The organism is Rhodopirellula sp. P2, assembly GCF_028768465.1.
Taxonomy (GTDB): domain Bacteria; phylum Planctomycetota; class Planctomycetia; order Pirellulales; family Pirellulaceae; genus Rhodopirellula.
The window spans coordinates 2,951,090-2,970,217 of the sequence record NZ_CP118225.1 but is presented as its reverse complement, the minus strand read 5'-3'; the positions used below and the strand labels follow the sequence as shown (position 1 = coordinate 2,970,217).

Below are 19,128 nucleotides of genomic sequence, written 5' to 3'. Positions count from 1 at the left end.
TGATGGTTGGCATCCCTGCCAACCATGCATGTTCCATCAGCTTCGCTGACTCGAACTCTGCGGCGGGAACGTGATGGATGACGGCAGTGGCGGTCTTGAAATAGCACGCTCATGGGAAAGAGCGTCTTCGCCAAGGTTTGATTAAAACGGTTGTAGGACTTGCGCTTTTGGATTTCGCAAGCACTGTGGAATGCTTCCGCACACCGAACCCTCGGAGTGCGATGCTTCCATCCTGCTTTGAGACAAGTGCAATGGCTCCCTCCGAAGAACATTCTTGCAAGCTGACTCGCCGAATGGCTGAGGACATGCTCATCCGAAACATGGCCCCCGCAACCATCAAGGCTTACACCTATCACGCCAGAAGGTTTGCCGGGTTCATCGGTAAACCGCTCGGCGAAGCAACCGTCGAAGACGTTAGAACCTTCCAGCTTTACCTGATCCAAGAGAAGAAGGTCGCCTATAGCTCATTCAACCAAGCGGTTTGCGCGCTACGGTTTCTGTACACGCACACCATCCGGGTCCCTTGGCCCGTCACGATGGTTCCTTTCGGGAAACGGCCCAAGACCTTGCCGATCGTGCTCAGTCGCCACGAAATCGACAAGCTGCTTCAATGCACCGCCAACCTGAAACACCGAACCTTTCTGATGACGCTGTACTCGGCGGGGCTCCGGTTCTCCGAAGCGGCCCACTTGAGGATCGCCGACATCGACTCGGATCGGATGATGATTCACGTCCGACACGCCAAGGGAGCCAAGGATCGACTGGTGCCGCTCTCGCCAAGGCTCTTGACCGAGTTGAGGGTTTACTGGAAGAAGTACAGGCCGACCGACTTGCTGTTCCCCGGCAACTCAGCGACCAAGACCTACGCCGACACGTCGATTCAAAAAGCGATGAAGCGGTCTGCCGAGAAAGCGGGAATCAAGAAACGAGTGTATCCGCATGTGCTCAGGCACTCTTACGCGACCGGACTGCTCGAAGCGGGCGTGGACTTGCTGACGATCAGCAAGTTGCTCGGGCACGCCAGTTTCGTCACGACGATGGTTTATCTGCACTGCCGACGAGAGCACCTGCACAGCGTCCCCAGTCCACTGGATTGGTTGCCGGTGAAACAACTGCCGACGTATCAGCCGCCCCAAGAGAACAGCGGAATCTCGGAGACCAACAGCCCAAGCTAAGCCTCGCAGAAATTCTGCGGCTGGGTGCTGCCGGCGCGGTCGACGATTCGACGTGCCCTCAAGTCCAAAGCGTGCTGGCGAAGATCTCTTTGTGCCGCACGCACGTGATGGGAGGACGCAAGTTTCAGTGTCGTGATTGTGACGAGGTCACGTCGCTTTACAACTCGTGCGGCGACCGGCATTGCCCGACCTGTAGCGGTGGCAAGCGAGTGGACTTCAACGACAAAGCATCGAACCTCATTTTGCCGGGAGTCACTTACTATCAAGTGGTCTTCACCCTCCCGAGCGAACTGTCTGAGTTGGCGCTGGCCAATCGAGAAGAGATGGCAGACCTGCTGGTTGGTTCGGCTTGGAAGAGTCTTTCGACCCAGATCAAAGCGGAGCAAGACTACGATCCGGCGGCCATCTCGGTGCTGCATACCTGGAATCAAAAGTTGGAGGCGCATTGGCACGTTCACTTACTGGTTCCTGGCGAAGGCCCGAGTCTCAGCGGTTCAACCTGGAAGCAAGCGACGGCGCCGCCGGATGCCAAGAACTCCGACGGCTTTCACTTGGTCCGTGCTGCCGCACTCCGTGAGACCTACCGAACCAAAGCGATCGCGAAACTGCGACGGCTTCGCCGTGCTGGCAAGCTGAAGCTGGGTGGCAAGTTTGAACATCTCCAAGAAAACGAGCACTGGGATGCATTCATCGAGAAGCTTGAGTCCAAGAACTGGGTGGCCTTCATCCAGCCGCCTCCGGCCGCCACGAGCAGCGCGACCCAGGTGGTCAATTACTTGACGCGTTATCTGACCGGCGGTCCGATCAGCAACCACCGAATCACTTCAGCCAATGGCAGGGAAGTGACGTTCCTGGCCCGAGAAGGAACGCGAACCGGCGGCGAACGGCAACAAGTTCCGATCACCCTGAAGACGAGCGACTTTATTCGTCGCTGGTGTCTTCACATCCAGCCGGACCAACTGACCAAGACACGCTACTTCGGTGGCTGGTCCAACAACCGGCACGCGACCTATTCGGCTCGATGCCAGGAGTTGCTCGAGTCACTTGGACGCGATGTGTCAACGGTCGACGAAGCGACGTGCGAAGAGGAGCATCCCGACTTGCTGTGCGAGCACTGCGGCAGTGACCGATTGGAGCTGGTCGCTCAGACGGCGAAGCCATCTTGGAAAGAACTGATGTGGCGAGAGAGCGACAGTTGCCCGTGGTGGTATGCCGACCTGCAACGCGAATCGCATCGGAAGTTCTGGGCGGAGTCCTATGGGGAGGGATTTTACGATTGGTACAGGGAAACTCAGGTAGAAAGTGCAAAGGGAATCTTGGCGGAACCAACTCGCCGGATTCAGCTACCGCTGCCAGGATTTTCGCCGGTTCGAGACCATCATGAGTCGTATCTGATAGACTCGTTCTAGCGACCGGGAGCATCCCGATCGCTCGGTTGCCCGCTACCCAGTGCGGCGACAAAGTTCAACGCACGATCTATCCGCAAGACAGGCGACCAAGCTCTACCGCAACGTGGAGCTTTTTCAACGCCTGCCCAGCGGATAGATCGCAATTCGTTGACCTTGCTTGGACAGGAGGCGACTGAATTTTCTAAGCAGCTACCCGATGTAAAATACATCGCAAATGAGTATTCAATCGGGCGTTCTCCTCAAGTCCCCGAGAGTACAACATCACTTGAGTTAGATTTCATCCAGCGTTCAGAAATATCGCATCTGCTGCATGGACTGCCAAGGCTTAAGTCACTTGCAATCTCCCACTCTGATATTGACAACTCGGCATACAGAGAGATGCTCAACTCCGATTCGTTGTTGGCATTGAAGATTGAGCGGGTTACCATGCCTAACTCTCGGGGGCCACTTCCTCAGCACTCTCACATCAGGGAGTTAGAGCTACTGGATTTTGAAGGGGATCTCCCAGACCTTGTTCCTGGAAGCGTCCAGGATCTACACCTGCGTTACAGCAAGCGCAGCGGGGGACCAGACAGGAATGCGATGGAGTTTATCGCTAATTTAGATTCACTGCATTCCTTATCGATAGAATGCCGATCGAGCCAGCTCACACCTGTTGACCTTTTCCCGTTGATCAAAAAATCAAGAGTCCAAAAATTAAGCATTTCGAATGCTTTGATATCGTCAAGTGCGGTTAAAAAGCTAAAGCATCTGGAAGATTTGCAACTAGCGTTCTGCGTTGTTCCGCCCGAAGCGAATTCGGTTCCAATGAAAATACAACGTCTTTCGTACGTAGGTATGGAACGACCGATCAACGGCATATCCGCGAATTCAATCGAATGGATCTCACCTAGATCAACCACAACAAATGGGCTTGGCCTTGATTCGAAAAGGCTGACCCTGTCCCTCGGAACTCTTGCTTCTTCGGGACGAATACACACAGCGGTTGGCTGCGGGCGTTCGGCGAATTGTGATATCAACCTGACTGCGGAGTATGTTGGTTTACTAGATAAGGAAGGCCAGATTTCTCACTTCCGGTTTCTGAACACAAATTTCCCAAAAACTCGAACTGCCTTGAATACGGATCACTTTAATGAGGTCATCGGTGCGGATCGCTTGCAAAGTGTTTGCTTGGTCTATCCGCGGCTAGGTGAAATCAAATTGAGCGTTCCGAAGCTCGAAGGCTCGAAGCTCCGAGGTTTGTACATCAAAGCAGATTTGTCTGATAGCGAAGATTCGTCGCTGCTAATTGCTGAATCGCTGCTGAGAGCGAGAACTATTCATTTTCTCGCGTTGGACGGATTTACTGTCCTTCCTGCGATGGGAACTTCGAGTGAATCCATGCAATCAATTGAATCATTGCTCCTCCAAAACTGCAATGTTGATTCGCGTTGGCTTGCCGACGCGGTAGGCGAGGAAACCAAATATATTTGTTTGGTTAATTGCGTCATCGACAATTCAGCCTTCAAATCTGTTATTGAAGGTTGCCCTAATTTAGAAGGCTTAAGCGTTTTGGATGTCCGTGGCACATTAATCCGTCCTTTTCGGGATCTTGAAGGACAACTTCCATTTCAAATATCGCTTGCAGTTGAAGATGTGAGCCAAATTGATCGCGAGCGTTTCCCGTCTGTTACATCTTGGACAATTAAAGCTTCAAAGATCAGGAGTTCAGCCGACATGATGAGAACCGCAATTGGCTTGGTTGAGCGATCAAAGGTGTCGGACACCGACTTGGCTGACTAGGCAAGCCCGTCCTGTCAAAAAACTCTGACGAGCGTTTGAATTGGAGAATCCGGGTGCGTTTTTGCCTTCCGAGAGATGGTTTTCGGCCGACCTTGGCGCGGGCCGCCCGTTTTCAAGTGCAAACTGCTTGTGTTTCGAGTTATTCGCGCAGCAGTAAACCCAACTGATTTTTCTCAATCCGGTGCTTTGATCAGATGCTCGACGTGACCGTGGCTATGCAGCTCGACGGTACGACTTCAGCAGCCCGCCAAGTCGATGTTCGTTGGGCGGTGGGCGTTCGATCCTTGGTGCGGTCCAGCATCGGCTTGCCGCGTCAGTTCAATGCTCACGGCACCGATCAGTCAAAGAGCGATGGATGGTGCCACCCACCAAACCCTGACTCTCGAGTGCCGCTGCGTAGGATCCATTTGTCTTGCCATTCGGTTCCGAGATAGAGAGCACAGTTATGCCGCGGCCTCAGCGATGCGAACAGTTTGATTCCAGCGAAGTCGGGATCGTGCATGTGGTGCAGAGATGTGTCCGCCGGGCTTTTCTGGCTGGTGTTGACCAGGCGACCGGCAAGGATTTCTCGTTTCGAAAGGAATGGATTCGTCGGCGGATGGAGGCTCTGGCCTCGGTGTTCGCAGTCGATGTGCTTTCCTACGCGGTGATGAGCAACCACATGCACCAGATCCTCCGCAATCGGCCTGATGTCTGTGCTCGGTGGAGCGACGAAGAGGTCGCGATTCGCTGGCTGCGGGTCTTCCCCGGCCGACGCCTGGAAGAACACCTCGCCGAACCCACTGAAAACGACGTTCAGATGCTGGTTCGAGATAAAGAGCGACTGGCTGAAGTTCGCCGTCGCTTGTCTGACATCTCTTGGTTCATGAGAGCCCTGGCCGAACCGATCGCCCGGATGGCCAACAAACAAGACGAAGGATCGACGGATGGTGCCACCCACCTTACCTTGACGTGGCGTCGCATTCCGCGTAGGATCCATTTGTCTTGCCAATCCGTTCCGAGAGGGAGAGCTCAGCCATGAGCGCCGGATGGTGCCATCCACCAAACCTTGACTTCCAAACGCCGCTGCGTAGGATCGATTTGTCTTGCCAGTCCGTTCCGAGAGGGAGAGCTCAGCCATGCCGCGGCCTCAGCGATGCGAACAGTTTGATTCCAGCGAAGTCGGGATCGTGCATGTTGTTCAGCGATGTGTCCGTCGAGCCTTTCTGGCCGGTGTCGATCAAGCGACCGGCAAGGACTTCTCGTTCCGCAAGGAATGGATTCGCCGGCGGATGGAGGCCCTGGCCTCGGTATTCGCCGTCGATGTGCTGTCCTATGCGGTGATGAGCAACCACATGCACCAGATCCTCCGCAATCGACCGGATGTTTGCGCCCAGTGGAGCGACGAGGAAGTGGCGATTCGCTGGCTGCGGGTGTTCCCCGGCCGACGTCTCGAAGAGCACTTGGCCGAGCCCACTGAAAACGACGTTCAGATGCTGGTTCGAGATAAAGAGCGGCTGGCTGAAGTTCGCCGCCGCTTGTCTGACATCTCTTGGTTCATGCGAGCACTGGCTGAACCGATCGCCCGAATGGCCAACAAGCAAGACGAGTGTACCGGCCGGTTCTGGGAAGGTCGCTTCAAAGCCCAGCGAATTGTCGATGAAGCGGGCTTACTCGCGTGCAGCATGTACGTCGACCTGAACCCAGTCCGCGCGGCCATGTCCACCACTCCCGAGACCAGCCCGCACACCAGTGCCTACGACCGGATCGAAGCTTGCAAAGGAGAACGGATTCCTTCGGCTGCGTTTGATCTCAAGCCGATCCCAACCGAAGAAGCCGGACGCGAAATCCGCGAGACACCTGTCGAAGTCCTCCAGAAAAAACGCAAGGCAAAACGACGCAATCCAACGGGCAAACGCATTCGCCGCGACGGGTGGCTCAGCCCACTGACGCTGAGCAAAACAACGCTTTCAGCAGAACCCGAAGTCCACACGAAAGGCCTTCGCAGCAGTGACCGCGGGTTTCTCCACATTCGTTGGAGCGACTACAAGCGATTGCTGGACTGGACAGCGGCGCAGTCCGTCGCCGGTCAAGTCGCCGAGCTACCCAAGCATCTGGCTCGAACGCTTTCGGAGGTCGGCATTGAGGCATCCATGTGGCGTGACCTGGTATGGGACTGGCAAAAGTACTTCGGCAAGACAACTTGCGTAGGCCGTCCGGAATCAATGAAAGCCGACGCGGAACGCACCGGCCACAGGCACCACCGAGGCCAAGCCCAAGCCGCGGCGTGTTTTGGTTGAGCGAAGCAGCGAAATGGCCACCTGTCGGGCGGCCACTTCGCTTCAAATCGCACCCGCTGCATCACCCTCGTTTCGTCGAAGTCCTGGCTGGTCACTACCTGCCGAAACGGTGAAACCAGAAAGGAGTCCCTACGGGGCTTTGCGCCAGCCCTGTCGACCGACGCAACCTCACTTTTGGGCAGGCGGTAAATGGAAGAGTGTCGGACACCGAATTGGCTAATTAGGCAAGAAGAAGGGGGGATTCTTCTCTGCATGGGAAGACCGAAACGAGCCAGCGCGGCCGGCCACTGTGTTCACATGCTCAGCTACAATAACGGTGTGAGTGAAACACGGGCGTACAACAACGACAACACGCTAGCGAGCATCAGCTTCAGCGGCGCGTCGATCGGCAACCTCAGCTATGGCTGGGACGCCAACAAGAACAAGACCAGTGAGGGGATCACGGGAACGATGAGTGGTTACGGGTTCGATGTCGGAACGAGCGGCTACGACGTCGAGGATCGCCTCGTCTCGTGGGAGCGAGACGACAGCAACCTGGACCAATCCTGGAACCTGAGCCTGGTCGGAGACTGGAGCAGCTACACAGAAAACGCCAGTGTCCAAAGCCGTACCCACGGTGACACACACGAGCTGCTGACGGTGGCTGGCCAAGCGGTCACGCACGACGCCAAGGGCAACCAAACGGTGATCCCCGCGATCCTACGTCCCGGCAGCGACCCACTGGCGATGAAGTGGGATCTTGAAAACAAGCTGATCTCAGCGGACACCGACAACGATTCAGTGGCGGACGTGACCTACCAGTGGGACGCCCTGGGCCGGCGAGTCGGCCGCGACGACGGCACAACCGTGACGGTGTTCGTGCAGTCCGGCCAACAAGCCATCGCCGACTACACCTCAGGCACGGCGGCATCGAGCCCCACGTACGACTACATCTACGCATCCTACATCGACGAACCGGTGATGCGATCGGGCAGCAGCGGCAACCGCTACTACCACCGCAACCAACAGTACAGCATCATCGCACTGACCAACGGCAGCGGAGCGATCCAAGAACGCTACGCCTACGACGCCTACGGCGGCCTGACGATCCTCAATGCCAGTCTCTCACCACTCACAACCTCCGCCGAAGGCAACCGCTATACCTACACCGGCCGTGAGTTCGACGAAGCACTAGACCTGTACCACTACAGGGCCCGGATGTACGACTCAGCGACAGGAAGGTTCTGCTCCAGAGACCCAATCGGGTATGAGGGGAGTCCGTGGAATCTGCATGAGTATGTCGGTAGTTCTCCGTTAAGCTACATGGATTCAGGAGGTACGATACGTTCTCAACCCGGTCGACGCGGGCGGCCTCGTCCTACTCCTGGAAATCCATCGGGGCGAAACCCGAATGCTTCCTGTTTGGCAAAAGGAAATAAATGGGCTTGCCGCGCGTGTTGTGCATCAACGAAAAGCGGAAGCAATCGTCGCGGGTGTGAGAACAGTTGTAATGCTAACTTTGTTTGTCCCGCTGGAAAAACGCTGAAACCGGTATACGTTGGCGAGTTCAATGGAGACTTAGATGCGTGCGCGTCTAGCAAGTGGCGTCTAATTCGCGACGGATGCTGTGCTGGAGCCGGTGCTGTGCTTGGGCTTCCGCTCGCACCTCCATACGGATCAATTGTTTGCGGCACGGGTGGCGGGATGGCAATTCCAATTACATTGTGCCTCGCTGAAAAGTGCTACTAAGGTAATTGAATGACTTTCTCAAAAACTTCACTTGTTGCTTGCTTGATTGTTTTGCTAACGACTCCGCCAGCACTAATGATGCTAACGGACATTGGATTGTTTTATTCAAGTGCGGTCGGTGCATCAGCGTCACTACTTGTGTGTTTTCTTGTTAACAGCGCAGAGAAATCAAACGTGGAGAAATCAAATGGGTCAGGTCTCTTTGATGAGTAATCCAACCGATGCGCCGGAGTGAAACGACGTTCAACGAGGCCGCCGCGAGGTGGCCTTTTCTGTTGGCGAGGAGAAATCAAACGGGTCAGGCCCAATAGTGTTCGGCCCGACGTTTGCCGGCCGACGCTGAATTGCTAGCATCGATAATTTGGCTGGTCTGCGCTCGCTGGGCGAGAGTGTCTCGTTCGTGTTTTGAGGGGACTGGCGGGCAGTTGCGATGGAAGAGGAAAAGGTGTCGGAAACGAATGGCGTTGTCGTTGGCGAATCACGTGATTTTTGACAGCGCGGCCACTGCAGCGTGAAAGATCCAGCGCGGCACCTTCATCAGTTTTAGCGTTTTGGGCCGCCGCTTATTTTCGCGTGGTTCAGCACGGCCGGGACGATTTCGGCTCATCCGACGGAAGCGTGCGCGGTACCCTGACTTCAGGTTTTTGGAGGGATTTCTCCGATGCCCGAAGTTTGAACAGACCATTTCGAGGCGTTCGAATTAAGTTGCCAAGTGAAGCGGAAGCAAACTCTGCTGAGGAGCAACTTGCCAAGGAATAGCTTGGTCTCCGATGCGCCGAAGGTGCTGCGTGGCCCACCGGCATGCTCGCCATGCCGGTGGGGTGTTTTCAACACGGACGCCGTCCATCATTGAACATGCGGACATCGGTGCATGCCTTGAAAACCTCGGACGCACCCTTCCGTCGGATGAGCCAGAACTTTTACGAATGGTACATGCAAACACAGGTAGAAAGTGCAAAGGAACGCGAGCAAGATCGCCCACCTGCGATTCAGCTGTCGCTACCCGGCCTTGCCGCTTCCCGGGCATGCCAAGAATCGTATCTGGTAGACTCTTACTAGCGAATCAGAAGTCCTGATGCGCTTCCCCGACCAACCCAGTGCGGCGACAAAGTTCAACGCACGATCGATGCATGCACCTCCTGTGCCTCCATCGTTCGCAATTCGTTATCCGACTGAATCGCTCATGAAGAAACACGCATTGACGCTCTTTCTGCTTGTTTGGCCGATATTGGTTCTTGCAGGCTTCATCGTGACACGAGATTGGCTCGACGCTGGACAGGGCATTGCCACATCGGCTGATCTCCAGAAGCTACTCAACGCGCGACGGTACCAAATCGACATCCCTGAAGAACGCGACGGCTATTTTTTGACACTTACGCCTCTGATTGATGGCGTCGCTAAACCCTCGTCTTCTGCGACGGTTGTCGGTGGGTCGCAAATCACCCTTCTTGTCCAACATGACCAAAAGCCGGATCTCACCTACGCTTGGTTCGGTGGCGGCACGACAATGACCGGCACATGCCACAACCCGTTCCTTGACGCACACGCATTGACCCATCGTTCGTCAACATCTGTGGCGTCAGGCGATTGGTTAACACGTGGTGGTGACAATTCGGTGTCCTTGACGGGGCCAGCGAAGTACGAGCTTCAAGTGACTCTGGCTCCTCCAAACAACGGCAGAACCAAACAGGATTTGACTTCGCGTGGACGCGACGATTGAGTCATCTTCGGCTCCAGGCTGCTCCGATCGTCACGGCGAGAAACGCGAGCATCTAGACAGGTACGCAGGTGCCATCGGGTATGTGAACCGCTTGGCGTAAGCCAAGGTTGCCGCCCTCATTCGGGGCGAACGCGGGACGGCGAAATGTTCGGTGTTGTGGAGCCTATTCGTTTGCGCAAGTTTCCATCCCGGGAGGGATGCCAGATGGTAGCCGTCGGTAAGCGATCGCGCCACCGATGGACATGCCACGCCCACGCCACCACTCTCGATCCCTACCGGGATCAAGCAAATCGGTCTCGGGGCAATGGGGGACACAAGGCTCAAGAGCCCGAGGTGCCAGCCAGCTTTCCGGATTCGTGCTCGTGCTCAGTCGCGTCAGCGACGGTGCTCGTAGTCGTGATCGAAACCAGCCCCGATTGTCCGCGCAAGCGTTGGACCACGAATGACTCGATATTGACCGACTCTCGATCGGCGCCGTGGCTCGATCGCTGGAGACATCACCATCGCTCAGCGATTCGCGATGATCTCGCGATAAAACCCGATGGTGTCGCGGAGTTCGGTGCGGAGCAACCATGCTAACATCGATGACGATGACGAGCACCGCTTCGCTGGGCTCGAGCACGACGAACTAGAAAAGCCGGAACAGGATGACCTTGGGTTGGGCACTCTGATCAACCAATGATCTCGTCAACGACACGCCCGTGCACGTCCGTCAACCGGAAATCACGACCGGCGTAGCGGTACGTCAACTGTTTGTGGTCGTAACCCATCAACCGCAAAATCGTTGCGTGCATATCATGCACGTGGACTCGGTTTTCAACGGCTTTGAACCCCAGCTCATCGGTTGCTCCGACTCGCGTTCCGGCGTTGACGCCGCCACCAGCCATCCACATCGTGAACCCGTAATGGTTGTGATCGCGGCCGTTCATTTTGCCTTGGTTGGAGCCTGCCTTGGGCATCTCGACCACGGGCGTCCGTCCAAATTCACCGCCCCAAATCACCAGCGTCTCGTCCAGCAATCCGGTCCGCTTCAAATCGGACAGCAACGCTCCGATCCCTTGGTCGACCCCCTTCGCAACTCGTCGGTGAGCCTTGTCCAAATCATCGTGACTGTCCCAGGGCTGCCCGGCACCGGTGTAGAGCTGCACGAAGCGGACACCACGTTCGACCAACCGTCGAGCGATCAACGCTTGCCGCGCGAAATCGCCATCGCCATACATCGTTCGTGTTTCTTCCGTTTCGCGACTGATGTCGAAAGCCTCGGACGCTTCGCTTTGCATGCGATAGGCCAGTTCGAATGACTCAATGCGTGATTCCAACCGTGGGTCGTTTCCACGCTGAGCTGCATGTTGCTGATTCAGCTTCGCCAGCAAATCCAACTGCTCACGCTGATTGGTCGGGTGAACCGAACGGCCGCGAATGTTTTCCAGCAACCGTTCGACCGACGCGAAACTGCTGTCGATGTAAGTCCCCTGGTACTTGCCAGGCAAAAAACCGTTCTGCCAGTTCTGTGATTCTTTGATCGGGTACCCACCCGGACACATCGCAATGAACGATGGCAGGTTCTCGTTGTCACTGCCCAAACCGTAGGTCAACCACGATCCCATCGCAGGCCGGATCAACCGAGCCTCGCCACAATTCATCAGCAACAACGAGGGCTCATGGTTGGGAACGTCGGCGTACATGCTGTTGACCACACACAGATCATCCGCGTGCTTGGCCGTGTGCTCGAACAACTCGCTGACTTCCAACCCGCACTCGCCGTACTTGTCCCATTTGTAGGGCGACCGCATCACGTTGCCCGTGGGCCGTTCGGTCTTCAAGTTTGCCATCGGAGCGGATTTACCATCGAACTCTTCGAGCGCAGGTTTGCGATCGAACGAGTCCACTTGGCTGGGACCGCCATTCATGAACAAGTGAATGACACGCTTGGCTTTCGCGGGAAAATGAGGCATCACCTCCCCACCGAAGTTCGCTGGGTTGGGCAACCCAGACGCAGCGCTTTCACGGCACAGAGCATCGGTCAGTGCGAGCGAGCCAAAGCCCATCCCACAAACTTTCAACGCATCACGACGAGACAAAGGTAAATTCATGATTCAATCCACGAATGCGAATTCGTTGGTGAGGAACAACACTTGGGCCAATTGAGCCAGGCGATCCAAGTGAGGCAATTCGGCCTTTTCAAAGGGGCCACTGAAATCGTCAACGGAGTTGGCTTCGACGACAGCCCCATCATTCGCTCTCGCTGAAATCTTGGCCCGCCAAAAGAACGTGTCAAAACTCGGGGTCGGCCCACTGTGTGTGATGAACTCGACAAATTCGCCCTTGCGAATCCTTCGTTTCCGCGACGCCACGGGGCGGTCGTTGCTGAGCTGCGTGGCATTGAACACAACTTCGCCACCGATGCGGATGATCGCTTGGATCCCGTCACCCTGCTTGGACCGGTGCCCAACCATCCCAGTGACTTTGACAACACCGTCGACCGGGCTCTTCCAACGACGCACCACGGCGCCGCTGTCGCCATGAGCGGGGTGCCCGCCCTCGTTCGTCAGCCGTGCGTAGCTGAAGGGTCCCGGACTGGGATACTCGCTCTCAATCTGCCAGCCGTTCTTTTGGAAAGTGGGGAATGCCGTGAACCCTTCGAGCTGGTCGTCTTTCCACGTTGCCGTTCCATACGTCCACAACTCACGCGGGTCCGTCTCGACCAAAGGTGGCAACTCAGCCGATGAGACAAACGAAACCGCTTGCTCCAACTCCGAGGCCGTGGGCTCTCGCTGCAACAAACGTTGAAACAGTTCGGTCACCTGTTTCACAGGTTCGCCCGAACTGGCACGCCCGACATCACGTGCAGTCGCCAACGCAGCGGAGGCCAACTGTGGATGATTCAGCAAAAACAGAGCTTGCTGCGGAACGGTTGTTTCATAACGTTCCGGCGAATGCATGTCGGGACTTGCGAAGTCAAAGGTCCGAAACAATCCCGGCAGGTTTTGGCGATTGATCATCGCGTACAACGTCCGGCGAGGCGTGACAGTCGGCGATGTGATCTCAACCGACTCACCGCCATACTGGCAATCCATCAGATTCGCTCCCACCAAGATGCTGTCGCGCAACGACTCGAACTCACGCCGACGTCGTTCCGCTCTCGCGAGCGCGGCGTTGGTCGGATCACTGGCCAAAGCCTCCGCACTGACGGCGGAGGACTGCTGATAAATTCGAGTGGCCAAAATGCGACGGATCAAACGCTGGGTGCTCCAGTGCGTTTGAAAGTCCACGGCGAAGTCATCGAGCACCCCGGGGATCGCCGGAGCAGGGGTCCGAAACCCGAAATCACTGGGTGAATCGACCAACGGCCGCCCGGTCAAATGCCCCCACATCCGGTTCACATAAACGCGAGCGGTCAACGGGTTGTCAGGCGAAATGACTTTCATGGCCAAATCCAATCTGCCGCTGCCGGTTTCGAACTGTGGCTCCTCTGGCTTGCGAAACGCGGTCAAGTACTGACGCGGCGCTTCTTCGCCACGGTTCCCACGCTGACCGCGAATGTAAATCTGCTGCCCCCGCAGTTTGTCTCGATCCACCAACATCAAAGGACTGGGTGCCGCGTCCAAGTCCTCCGGTGGCACACTGTTGTTGAGCACGTTGTAAAGCGAGTAGTAATCCATCGTGGGGATCGGATCGAACTTGTGATCGTGACAACGAGCACACGAAACGGTCAGTCCCAACAAACCCCGGGTGATCACATCAATGCGATCATCCAAGGTGTCATCGTTTGATAAAAACTTCCGCCCAATGGTGATGAATCCCATCGCGTCGGCGTTGCCGTTTTCGTTCTTGGGATCGGTCCGATCCCCCGCCAATTGGTGACGCACCATCTCGTCAAATGGCATGTCTTCCGCAAACGCTTTCAGCACCCAATCTCGGTATCGATGCGATCCTTTGATCGTGCGTTCTTTACCCGCGGTGGTGTATCCAATGGTGTCGGCATATCGAGCAACGTCCAACCAATGCCTCCCCATCCGCTCGCTCATCCGCGGGTCTGCCAGCATCTGATTCACACGACGCTGAAAGGCATCGGGACGACGATCCTCACGAAACGCCTGGAGTTGCTCGTAGGTCGGCGGCAATCCGGACAAATCAAAGTGCAACCGTCGCAGCAACGTGTCTCGATCCGCGATCTCGTTGACAGAAACGCCCAGCTCACCAGCGTGCTTGGCCGAAAGGTCATCCACCAAATCGCGTGAGTTTGCATCCGTGGCAACATGGCTTGCGCGCAACTCCTCGCCACTGACACGTGTCGGGGCAACAAACGCCCAATGCGAATTGACATCTCGCTCGAGAGGCGAAAGCGACTCGGCGACCGAATGCTCCTCTTCGCGTGGATCGACTGCCCCGGATTCGATCCAGTGTTTCAGGATCGCAATTTCTTCGTCACTGAGTTTTTCATCCGGTGGCATTTCCAACCCGGATTCTTCGTAGCTGATCGCTCGCACCAACACACTTGCGTCCGCGTCCCCGGGGACGATCGACGCGCCTCGTGATCCACCCGCCTTCATCGCAGGGGCAGAATCCAGCCGATAGTCTCCCATCGATTCGCCGGATTCACTGGAATGGCATTCGTAGCAGCGTTCGATCAGCAGGGGCCGAACTTTGGCTTCAAAGAAGTCGAGCTCATCCGCGCTTGCACCGCCCGAAAAGATCAGCGAGGCAGCGACACTGAGACTCAGATTCCAAACGAAAAACGAACGGATGGCCGAAGGGCGGCGCGCATCAAAAGACCGATGGTCTCGACGTGATTGGCGGACGAGCATCGTCGTATCGCTTGCTGGCGGGAGGGAGGGAGGCAGGGACGGCCCAAGGTGGGAGGACGGAAGATTCTTCCGCCCCAGAGCCGACGGGTGCCATTGTATCACCGCACCTCGTCGAAGTCACTCTTGAAATGACTTCGCGATCAATCTTGCCCGCAGCCGATTGCCATGCTCACTGTAAGTCCGCTCCGATTTCAACAACTCCTCGACTTCGTCCCATTCTTTCGCGTGTTCTTTGGCACGGGCGAAGTTGTAACGAGCGGAATCTTCCCACATCGACATTTGGTCTTCGTCCAAGACGCGTTTCCCGAACCAGTTGGCCGCCGTGTCGAATCGCCCATCATCGTACTGGACCAACGCCAGCCAATGAGTGGCGGTGCGTTTCCCCAATCGCATGAACATTTGAATCTGCTGCAGTTGTTGATCGTACTGCGAACTCTCAATCCCCAGCCCGCGTCGCAGACCGTAGCGTTTTTGCAAGTCGACGTTGATTCGCAAGTCTTCGATCTCAAATTCGGGAGCACGTTGTTCCAGGTACCGAGTTCGAGCCCCTTTGATGCCTTCGATTTCATCGTCCGAGAAATGCCCGGTCAGGTGCTGCCAACGTCCGCTGGAAAGGTTGCGAGCCATGTCGTCTTCCCCATCCAACACCGCCCAGCGGGACAGGTACCAAAACGAGAACAACGGGTCTCGCTCGACCATCCGTTCCGCCTCGGCTTGATAAATCTGCGTCAACAACGGAAGCGACCAAATCCGCACCCCGGCAATGCCAGGAATCGCGTCCAGCTGTTTCGCGACTGCGTCCACGTCCAGATACAGTGTCATCCGACGATCACCCGTCAGACCGTTTTGCAGCTTCTTCATCCGTGGTGAAATCGCTTCCACACGGGCGTTCAGCAGAGCCACACTCTGCTGAACATCGGTTCGCGAAAGTGGGTAATCGAAGTAACCGGCCACATCCAAACGACGCATCACGGTCGGTTCTTTGCGAGCCTGTTCCAAGGTCGCGATGCCAACTTGGTCCGGCCCTGGAATTGGCAGTCCCAATTCTGTTTCAAACAGATAAATCTGATCTCCCGCCAAGACGCCCACCGACCACGGTGTCAACGAACCGTCTTCATCCGACTGCAAAGCCAGCACGGCGGCTCGAACGCCGGCCTGCTCGCACAAAGCGGTGAAGACATTGGCACGCTGAATCGGGTCACCGCGACCTCGCCAAATGGTTTGATAAAGCGTTTGTCGATAACCGGGGCCTTCCAACTTCATGCCGAACGGCAGGGCTGGTCGCGGGATTTGCGGAGGCACACCTTCTGAACTGTCCAGTGGTTCCGCAGCGATGTTGCGAACCGTCCAGTCGAACAACCGGCAGGCGGTTCGAAGTTGAGCGGCGGCGTCCTCGCCAATCTCTGCCGACAATCCCTTCAACCAATCGACCAGCAAAGGGTCTTCGCGAATGGGATCGTCCATCCACTGCACGGCGTGACGAAACAAATAGGCATCTCGCAACACGGCCACATCCGTCGGCTGAAATTCCTCTCGAAGGATTTCCGCCCGCAGGTTTTCTTCTGAAATGACATCCGTCAGCGTGGACGCCAAGGCAGGAATTTCGCCCGAGCCACCGTCGCTGGACTGATTCTGCGACCACTGATTCAAGTGGTAGGAAATTTGACGACTGGCTTTTTCCTCGTTCAGCCCCACGAACTGGCTGAGCAGCGAAACGGTTTCCCCAAGGTGATCCTGCTGAGACTGTTTCTGCAGTGCGACCTGACGCTGCGTTTGAATCCGACGAACAGTGTCCGAGTCGTCAGTGCACCCGGTCAGCAACACCGCAGCAGCTGCCATCCAGGCCAGAACCGAAGCGGGCGAAGAAGCGAACGTCATGGCTTGTTTGGCGAAGTGGAGCACGGCGGGAACAAACAGAGCGGCGAAGAAAAGAACGGCATTTTGAAACGTTGCATCGCAGAGCCGGTCAGCCATCCAGGCTGTCGACCGTCTCTCGCAATCGCAACAAGCGGTCCAACGTTCCCGCGAATTCGTCCAGCGGGATCATGTTTGGCCCGTCACTCGGCGACGTTTCCGGGTCGGGGTGCGTCTCAAAAAAGAGAGCATCACATCCGATCGCTACGGCGGCGCGAGCCAATGGTTCAACCATTTCTCGATTTCCGCCCGTCGCCCCGCCCAAGCCACCGGGTTGCTGGACACTGTGAGTCGCATCAAAAACGACGGGAACTCCCAACGATCGCATGATCGGAATCGATTGCATGTCGTTGACCAACCGCCCGTAGCCAAAGAAGGTGCCCCGCTCGCAAGCCATCACGCCACCATCGCCGGATGCTCGCAATTTGTCGATCACGTACCGCATGTCTCCCGGCGACATGAATTGGCCCTTTTTGACGTTCACAGGACGCCCCGTGCCCGCCGCGGCGACCAACAAATCCGTCTGACGAGCCAAAAAGGCCGGAATCTGCAACAAATCGCAAACCTCGCCCACCATCGCGGCCTGCTCCGGCAAGTGAATGTCCGTCGTCACCGGCAAGCCCGTGTTCGCCCGAACCGCCTCCAAAAGCCCCAGCCCCTGCTCGATCCCCGGGCCACGCTGCGATGCCAAACTGGTCCGGTTGGCTTTGTCAAACGAAGCCTTGAAGATCACCTGAACGTCGGGACGCTGGTTGATCCGAGCCAATTCCTCCCCGATTTCAAGCGCCAATTCACGCGACTGCAACACACAAGGTCCGGCGATGACCAACAGTGGTTCTCCCGGGCCACAGACGTAGTCGCGAATTGAAACAGGTTGGATCGGAGGAGTTTCGGGCATCGGTTCGCGGGCCATGCAGGTCGGGCGGATCAGAAACAATCGAACCTTCGCCAGCCGATCGACTGGGATGTCAAATCAGGCAGGCAATGGAATCGCTTCATTTCATCTTGGCGTTTGCCGGATTCATTGCCAATCGGACTGACAAAATCAACCGTCAGTTGGCAGCCCGGAGCAACGTCACATAGTCAGGCAAGACTTCAATCTGAACTGGCAATCGCCCAGCGTAGTCCCCATCGACCTGATACGGCACTCGCGAAAGACTGGACCACGTGATCTTGGTCGCTTGGTAGCGAAAGACGTCCGAACGCTTCAAATGCCGACCGCCCGGCAACGCCATCAAATACCGCAGGCCAGCGATCACGGAACCGTAAGCCAGGTTGATCAGATCCAATTGCCCGTCGTTTCCATTGGCTTCGGGTTCAATGGGCAACGAAGCCGCATAACAAGGCAAATTAAACGCCATCATCCAACAACCGCTGGTCCGAACGGTTTGCGTCCGCTCGAACGCCCCTGAAGTCGCTGCTCGTCCCTCGGAGCTGACGGCGATCTTCTTCGGAGACGAAACCGGCGCTGCCTGTTCCATCTCCGCATCAATCACCGGGAACGCGTACCGACGAATGGCTCGCCAGAGCGGCCCGGCGTAGCTGAAACGATTGATGTGACCGCGACGGGTCAAGTGCATCGCCCGCACGACTTCCGCGTCGAAGCCCGCGGTGACCATCACCAGAAACAACCGCCCGTTGGCTCGGCCGGCGTCGACCGCCATCGCGTCTCCGCGACGAATTGTCGCCAACACGTCCTCGGCACGCCGCGAATACCCGTAGTAACGAGCCAACAAATTTTCAGTTCCCATCGGCATTGGGATCAAGGCACTGCCCGGTGGCAACTTCCCCGCCAGCAACGCCAAAGTCCCATCGCCCCCGGCACCAACCACGGCCACGTCGCCCGGCAGTGAATCGGCCTCTCCAACCCGCTCGGCAAGTTCGGCCAAATTGTCGATCCGGCGACAAGTCAGCCCGCCGGCGCGACACAGCTCGATCAACCGCAGAATCTCTCCGCGCCCCGCACCGCTCCCCGCCTTGGGGCTGGTGAAGATCCAGACCTCACGAATTGTCCGTTTCGAGTCCACAGCGGGCACAGTCAATTGTTTTTTGGAAAGCGAGATTCAAAGACGGAAAAGAACCGAGGCGAAGTGTCAAACAATTTGCTTCTCGGTGATAGACGAAATCGGGGATCCGATCAGAAGGCATCCACCCACTGCGACGTTGTGTCGTTCGCCTGTCACTTGACCAGAGCCTGTTTGGATGCCGCGGATGCGTTCCAACCTGAGTTTTTCGAGTCATCAAAATCTTGTGCCCTCACCGCGAGAGCCCCTGCACACCGAGAGAACGCCCGATCGCAGCAAAAACAATCGG

10 protein-coding genes and 1 pseudogene are annotated in these 19,128 nt (G+C 56.6%); 6 read left to right on the top strand and 5 right to left on the bottom strand.

Annotated elements, in window-relative coordinates; all coding sequences use genetic code 11:
* The first annotated feature begins 251 nt into the window (after positions 1-251).
* The 6 genes and pseudogenes from PSR62_RS10485 to PSR62_RS10460 all read left to right on the top strand — a co-directional run bounded on the left by PSR62_RS10485 (position 252) and on the right by PSR62_RS10460 (position 8,373).
* A complete protein-coding gene (locus PSR62_RS10485; RefSeq protein ID WP_274403981.1) occupies positions 252-1,175 on the top strand; it encodes a tyrosine-type recombinase/integrase in 924 nt (307 codons plus the stop codon).
* Positions 1,094-2,584: an IS91 family transposase gene (locus PSR62_RS10480; protein ID WP_274403982.1), complete on the top strand. Its 1,491-nt coding sequence runs from the start codon at positions 1,094-1,096 to the stop codon at positions 2,582-2,584. Before PSR62_RS10485 ends, PSR62_RS10480 begins: the two co-directional genes overlap by 82 nt.
* Positions 2,585-2,731: 147 nt before the next feature.
* Positions 2,732-4,366, top strand: coding sequence for a hypothetical protein (locus tag PSR62_RS10475; RefSeq protein ID WP_037254335.1), 1,635 nt, complete (start codon positions 2,732-2,734; stop codon positions 4,364-4,366).
* A 445-nt stretch (positions 4,367-4,811) separates the two neighbouring features.
* A pseudogene (locus PSR62_RS10470) lies at positions 4,812-5,282 on the top strand (hypothetical protein); the annotation flags it as partial.
* Between the two features lie 202 nt (positions 5,283-5,484).
* On the top strand, positions 5,485-6,645 hold the full coding sequence (locus tag PSR62_RS10465; RefSeq protein ID WP_274407699.1) for a hypothetical protein: 1,161 nt from the start codon (positions 5,485-5,487) through the stop codon (positions 6,643-6,645).
* A 297-nt stretch (positions 6,646-6,942) separates the two neighbouring features.
* Positions 6,943-8,373, top strand: coding sequence for an RHS repeat domain-containing protein (locus tag PSR62_RS10460; protein ID WP_274407698.1), 1,431 nt, complete (start codon positions 6,943-6,945; stop codon positions 8,371-8,373).
* 2,391 nt (positions 8,374-10,764) lie between these two features.
* On the opposite strand, the gene PSR62_RS10455 is transcribed toward PSR62_RS10460, so the two are convergent.
* The 5 genes from PSR62_RS10455 to PSR62_RS10435 form a co-directional block, all read right to left on the bottom strand.
* On the bottom strand, positions 10,765-12,186 hold the full coding sequence (locus tag PSR62_RS10455) for a DUF1501 domain-containing protein (RefSeq protein WP_274407697.1): 1,422 nt from the start codon (positions 12,184-12,186) through the stop codon (positions 10,765-10,767).
* Between the two features lie 3 nt (positions 12,187-12,189).
* Complete coding sequence (locus PSR62_RS10450; protein ID WP_274407696.1) at positions 12,190-14,901, bottom strand: PSD1 and planctomycete cytochrome C domain-containing protein; 2,712 nt, start codon at positions 14,899-14,901, stop codon at positions 12,190-12,192.
* A gap of 117 nt (positions 14,902-15,018) precedes the next feature.
* The gene (locus PSR62_RS10445) at positions 15,019-16,803 is read right to left on the bottom strand and encodes a hypothetical protein (protein WP_338020189.1); all 1,785 of its coding nucleotides are present in this window, start codon (positions 16,801-16,803) and stop codon (positions 15,019-15,021) included.
* 64 nt (positions 16,804-16,867) lie between these two features.
* Positions 16,868-17,728 carry a 3-deoxy-8-phosphooctulonate synthase gene (kdsA, locus tag PSR62_RS10440; protein WP_274408205.1) on the bottom strand — a complete coding sequence of 287 codons (861 nt, stop codon included), beginning with the start codon at positions 17,726-17,728 and terminating at the stop codon, positions 16,868-16,870.
* 139 nt (positions 17,729-17,867) lie between these two features.
* Positions 17,868-18,851, bottom strand: a complete 984-nt coding sequence (locus PSR62_RS10435) for a diacylglycerol/lipid kinase family protein (RefSeq protein ID WP_274408204.1) — start codon at positions 18,849-18,851, stop codon at positions 17,868-17,870.
* Between the last annotated feature and the right edge of the window lie 277 nt (positions 18,852-19,128).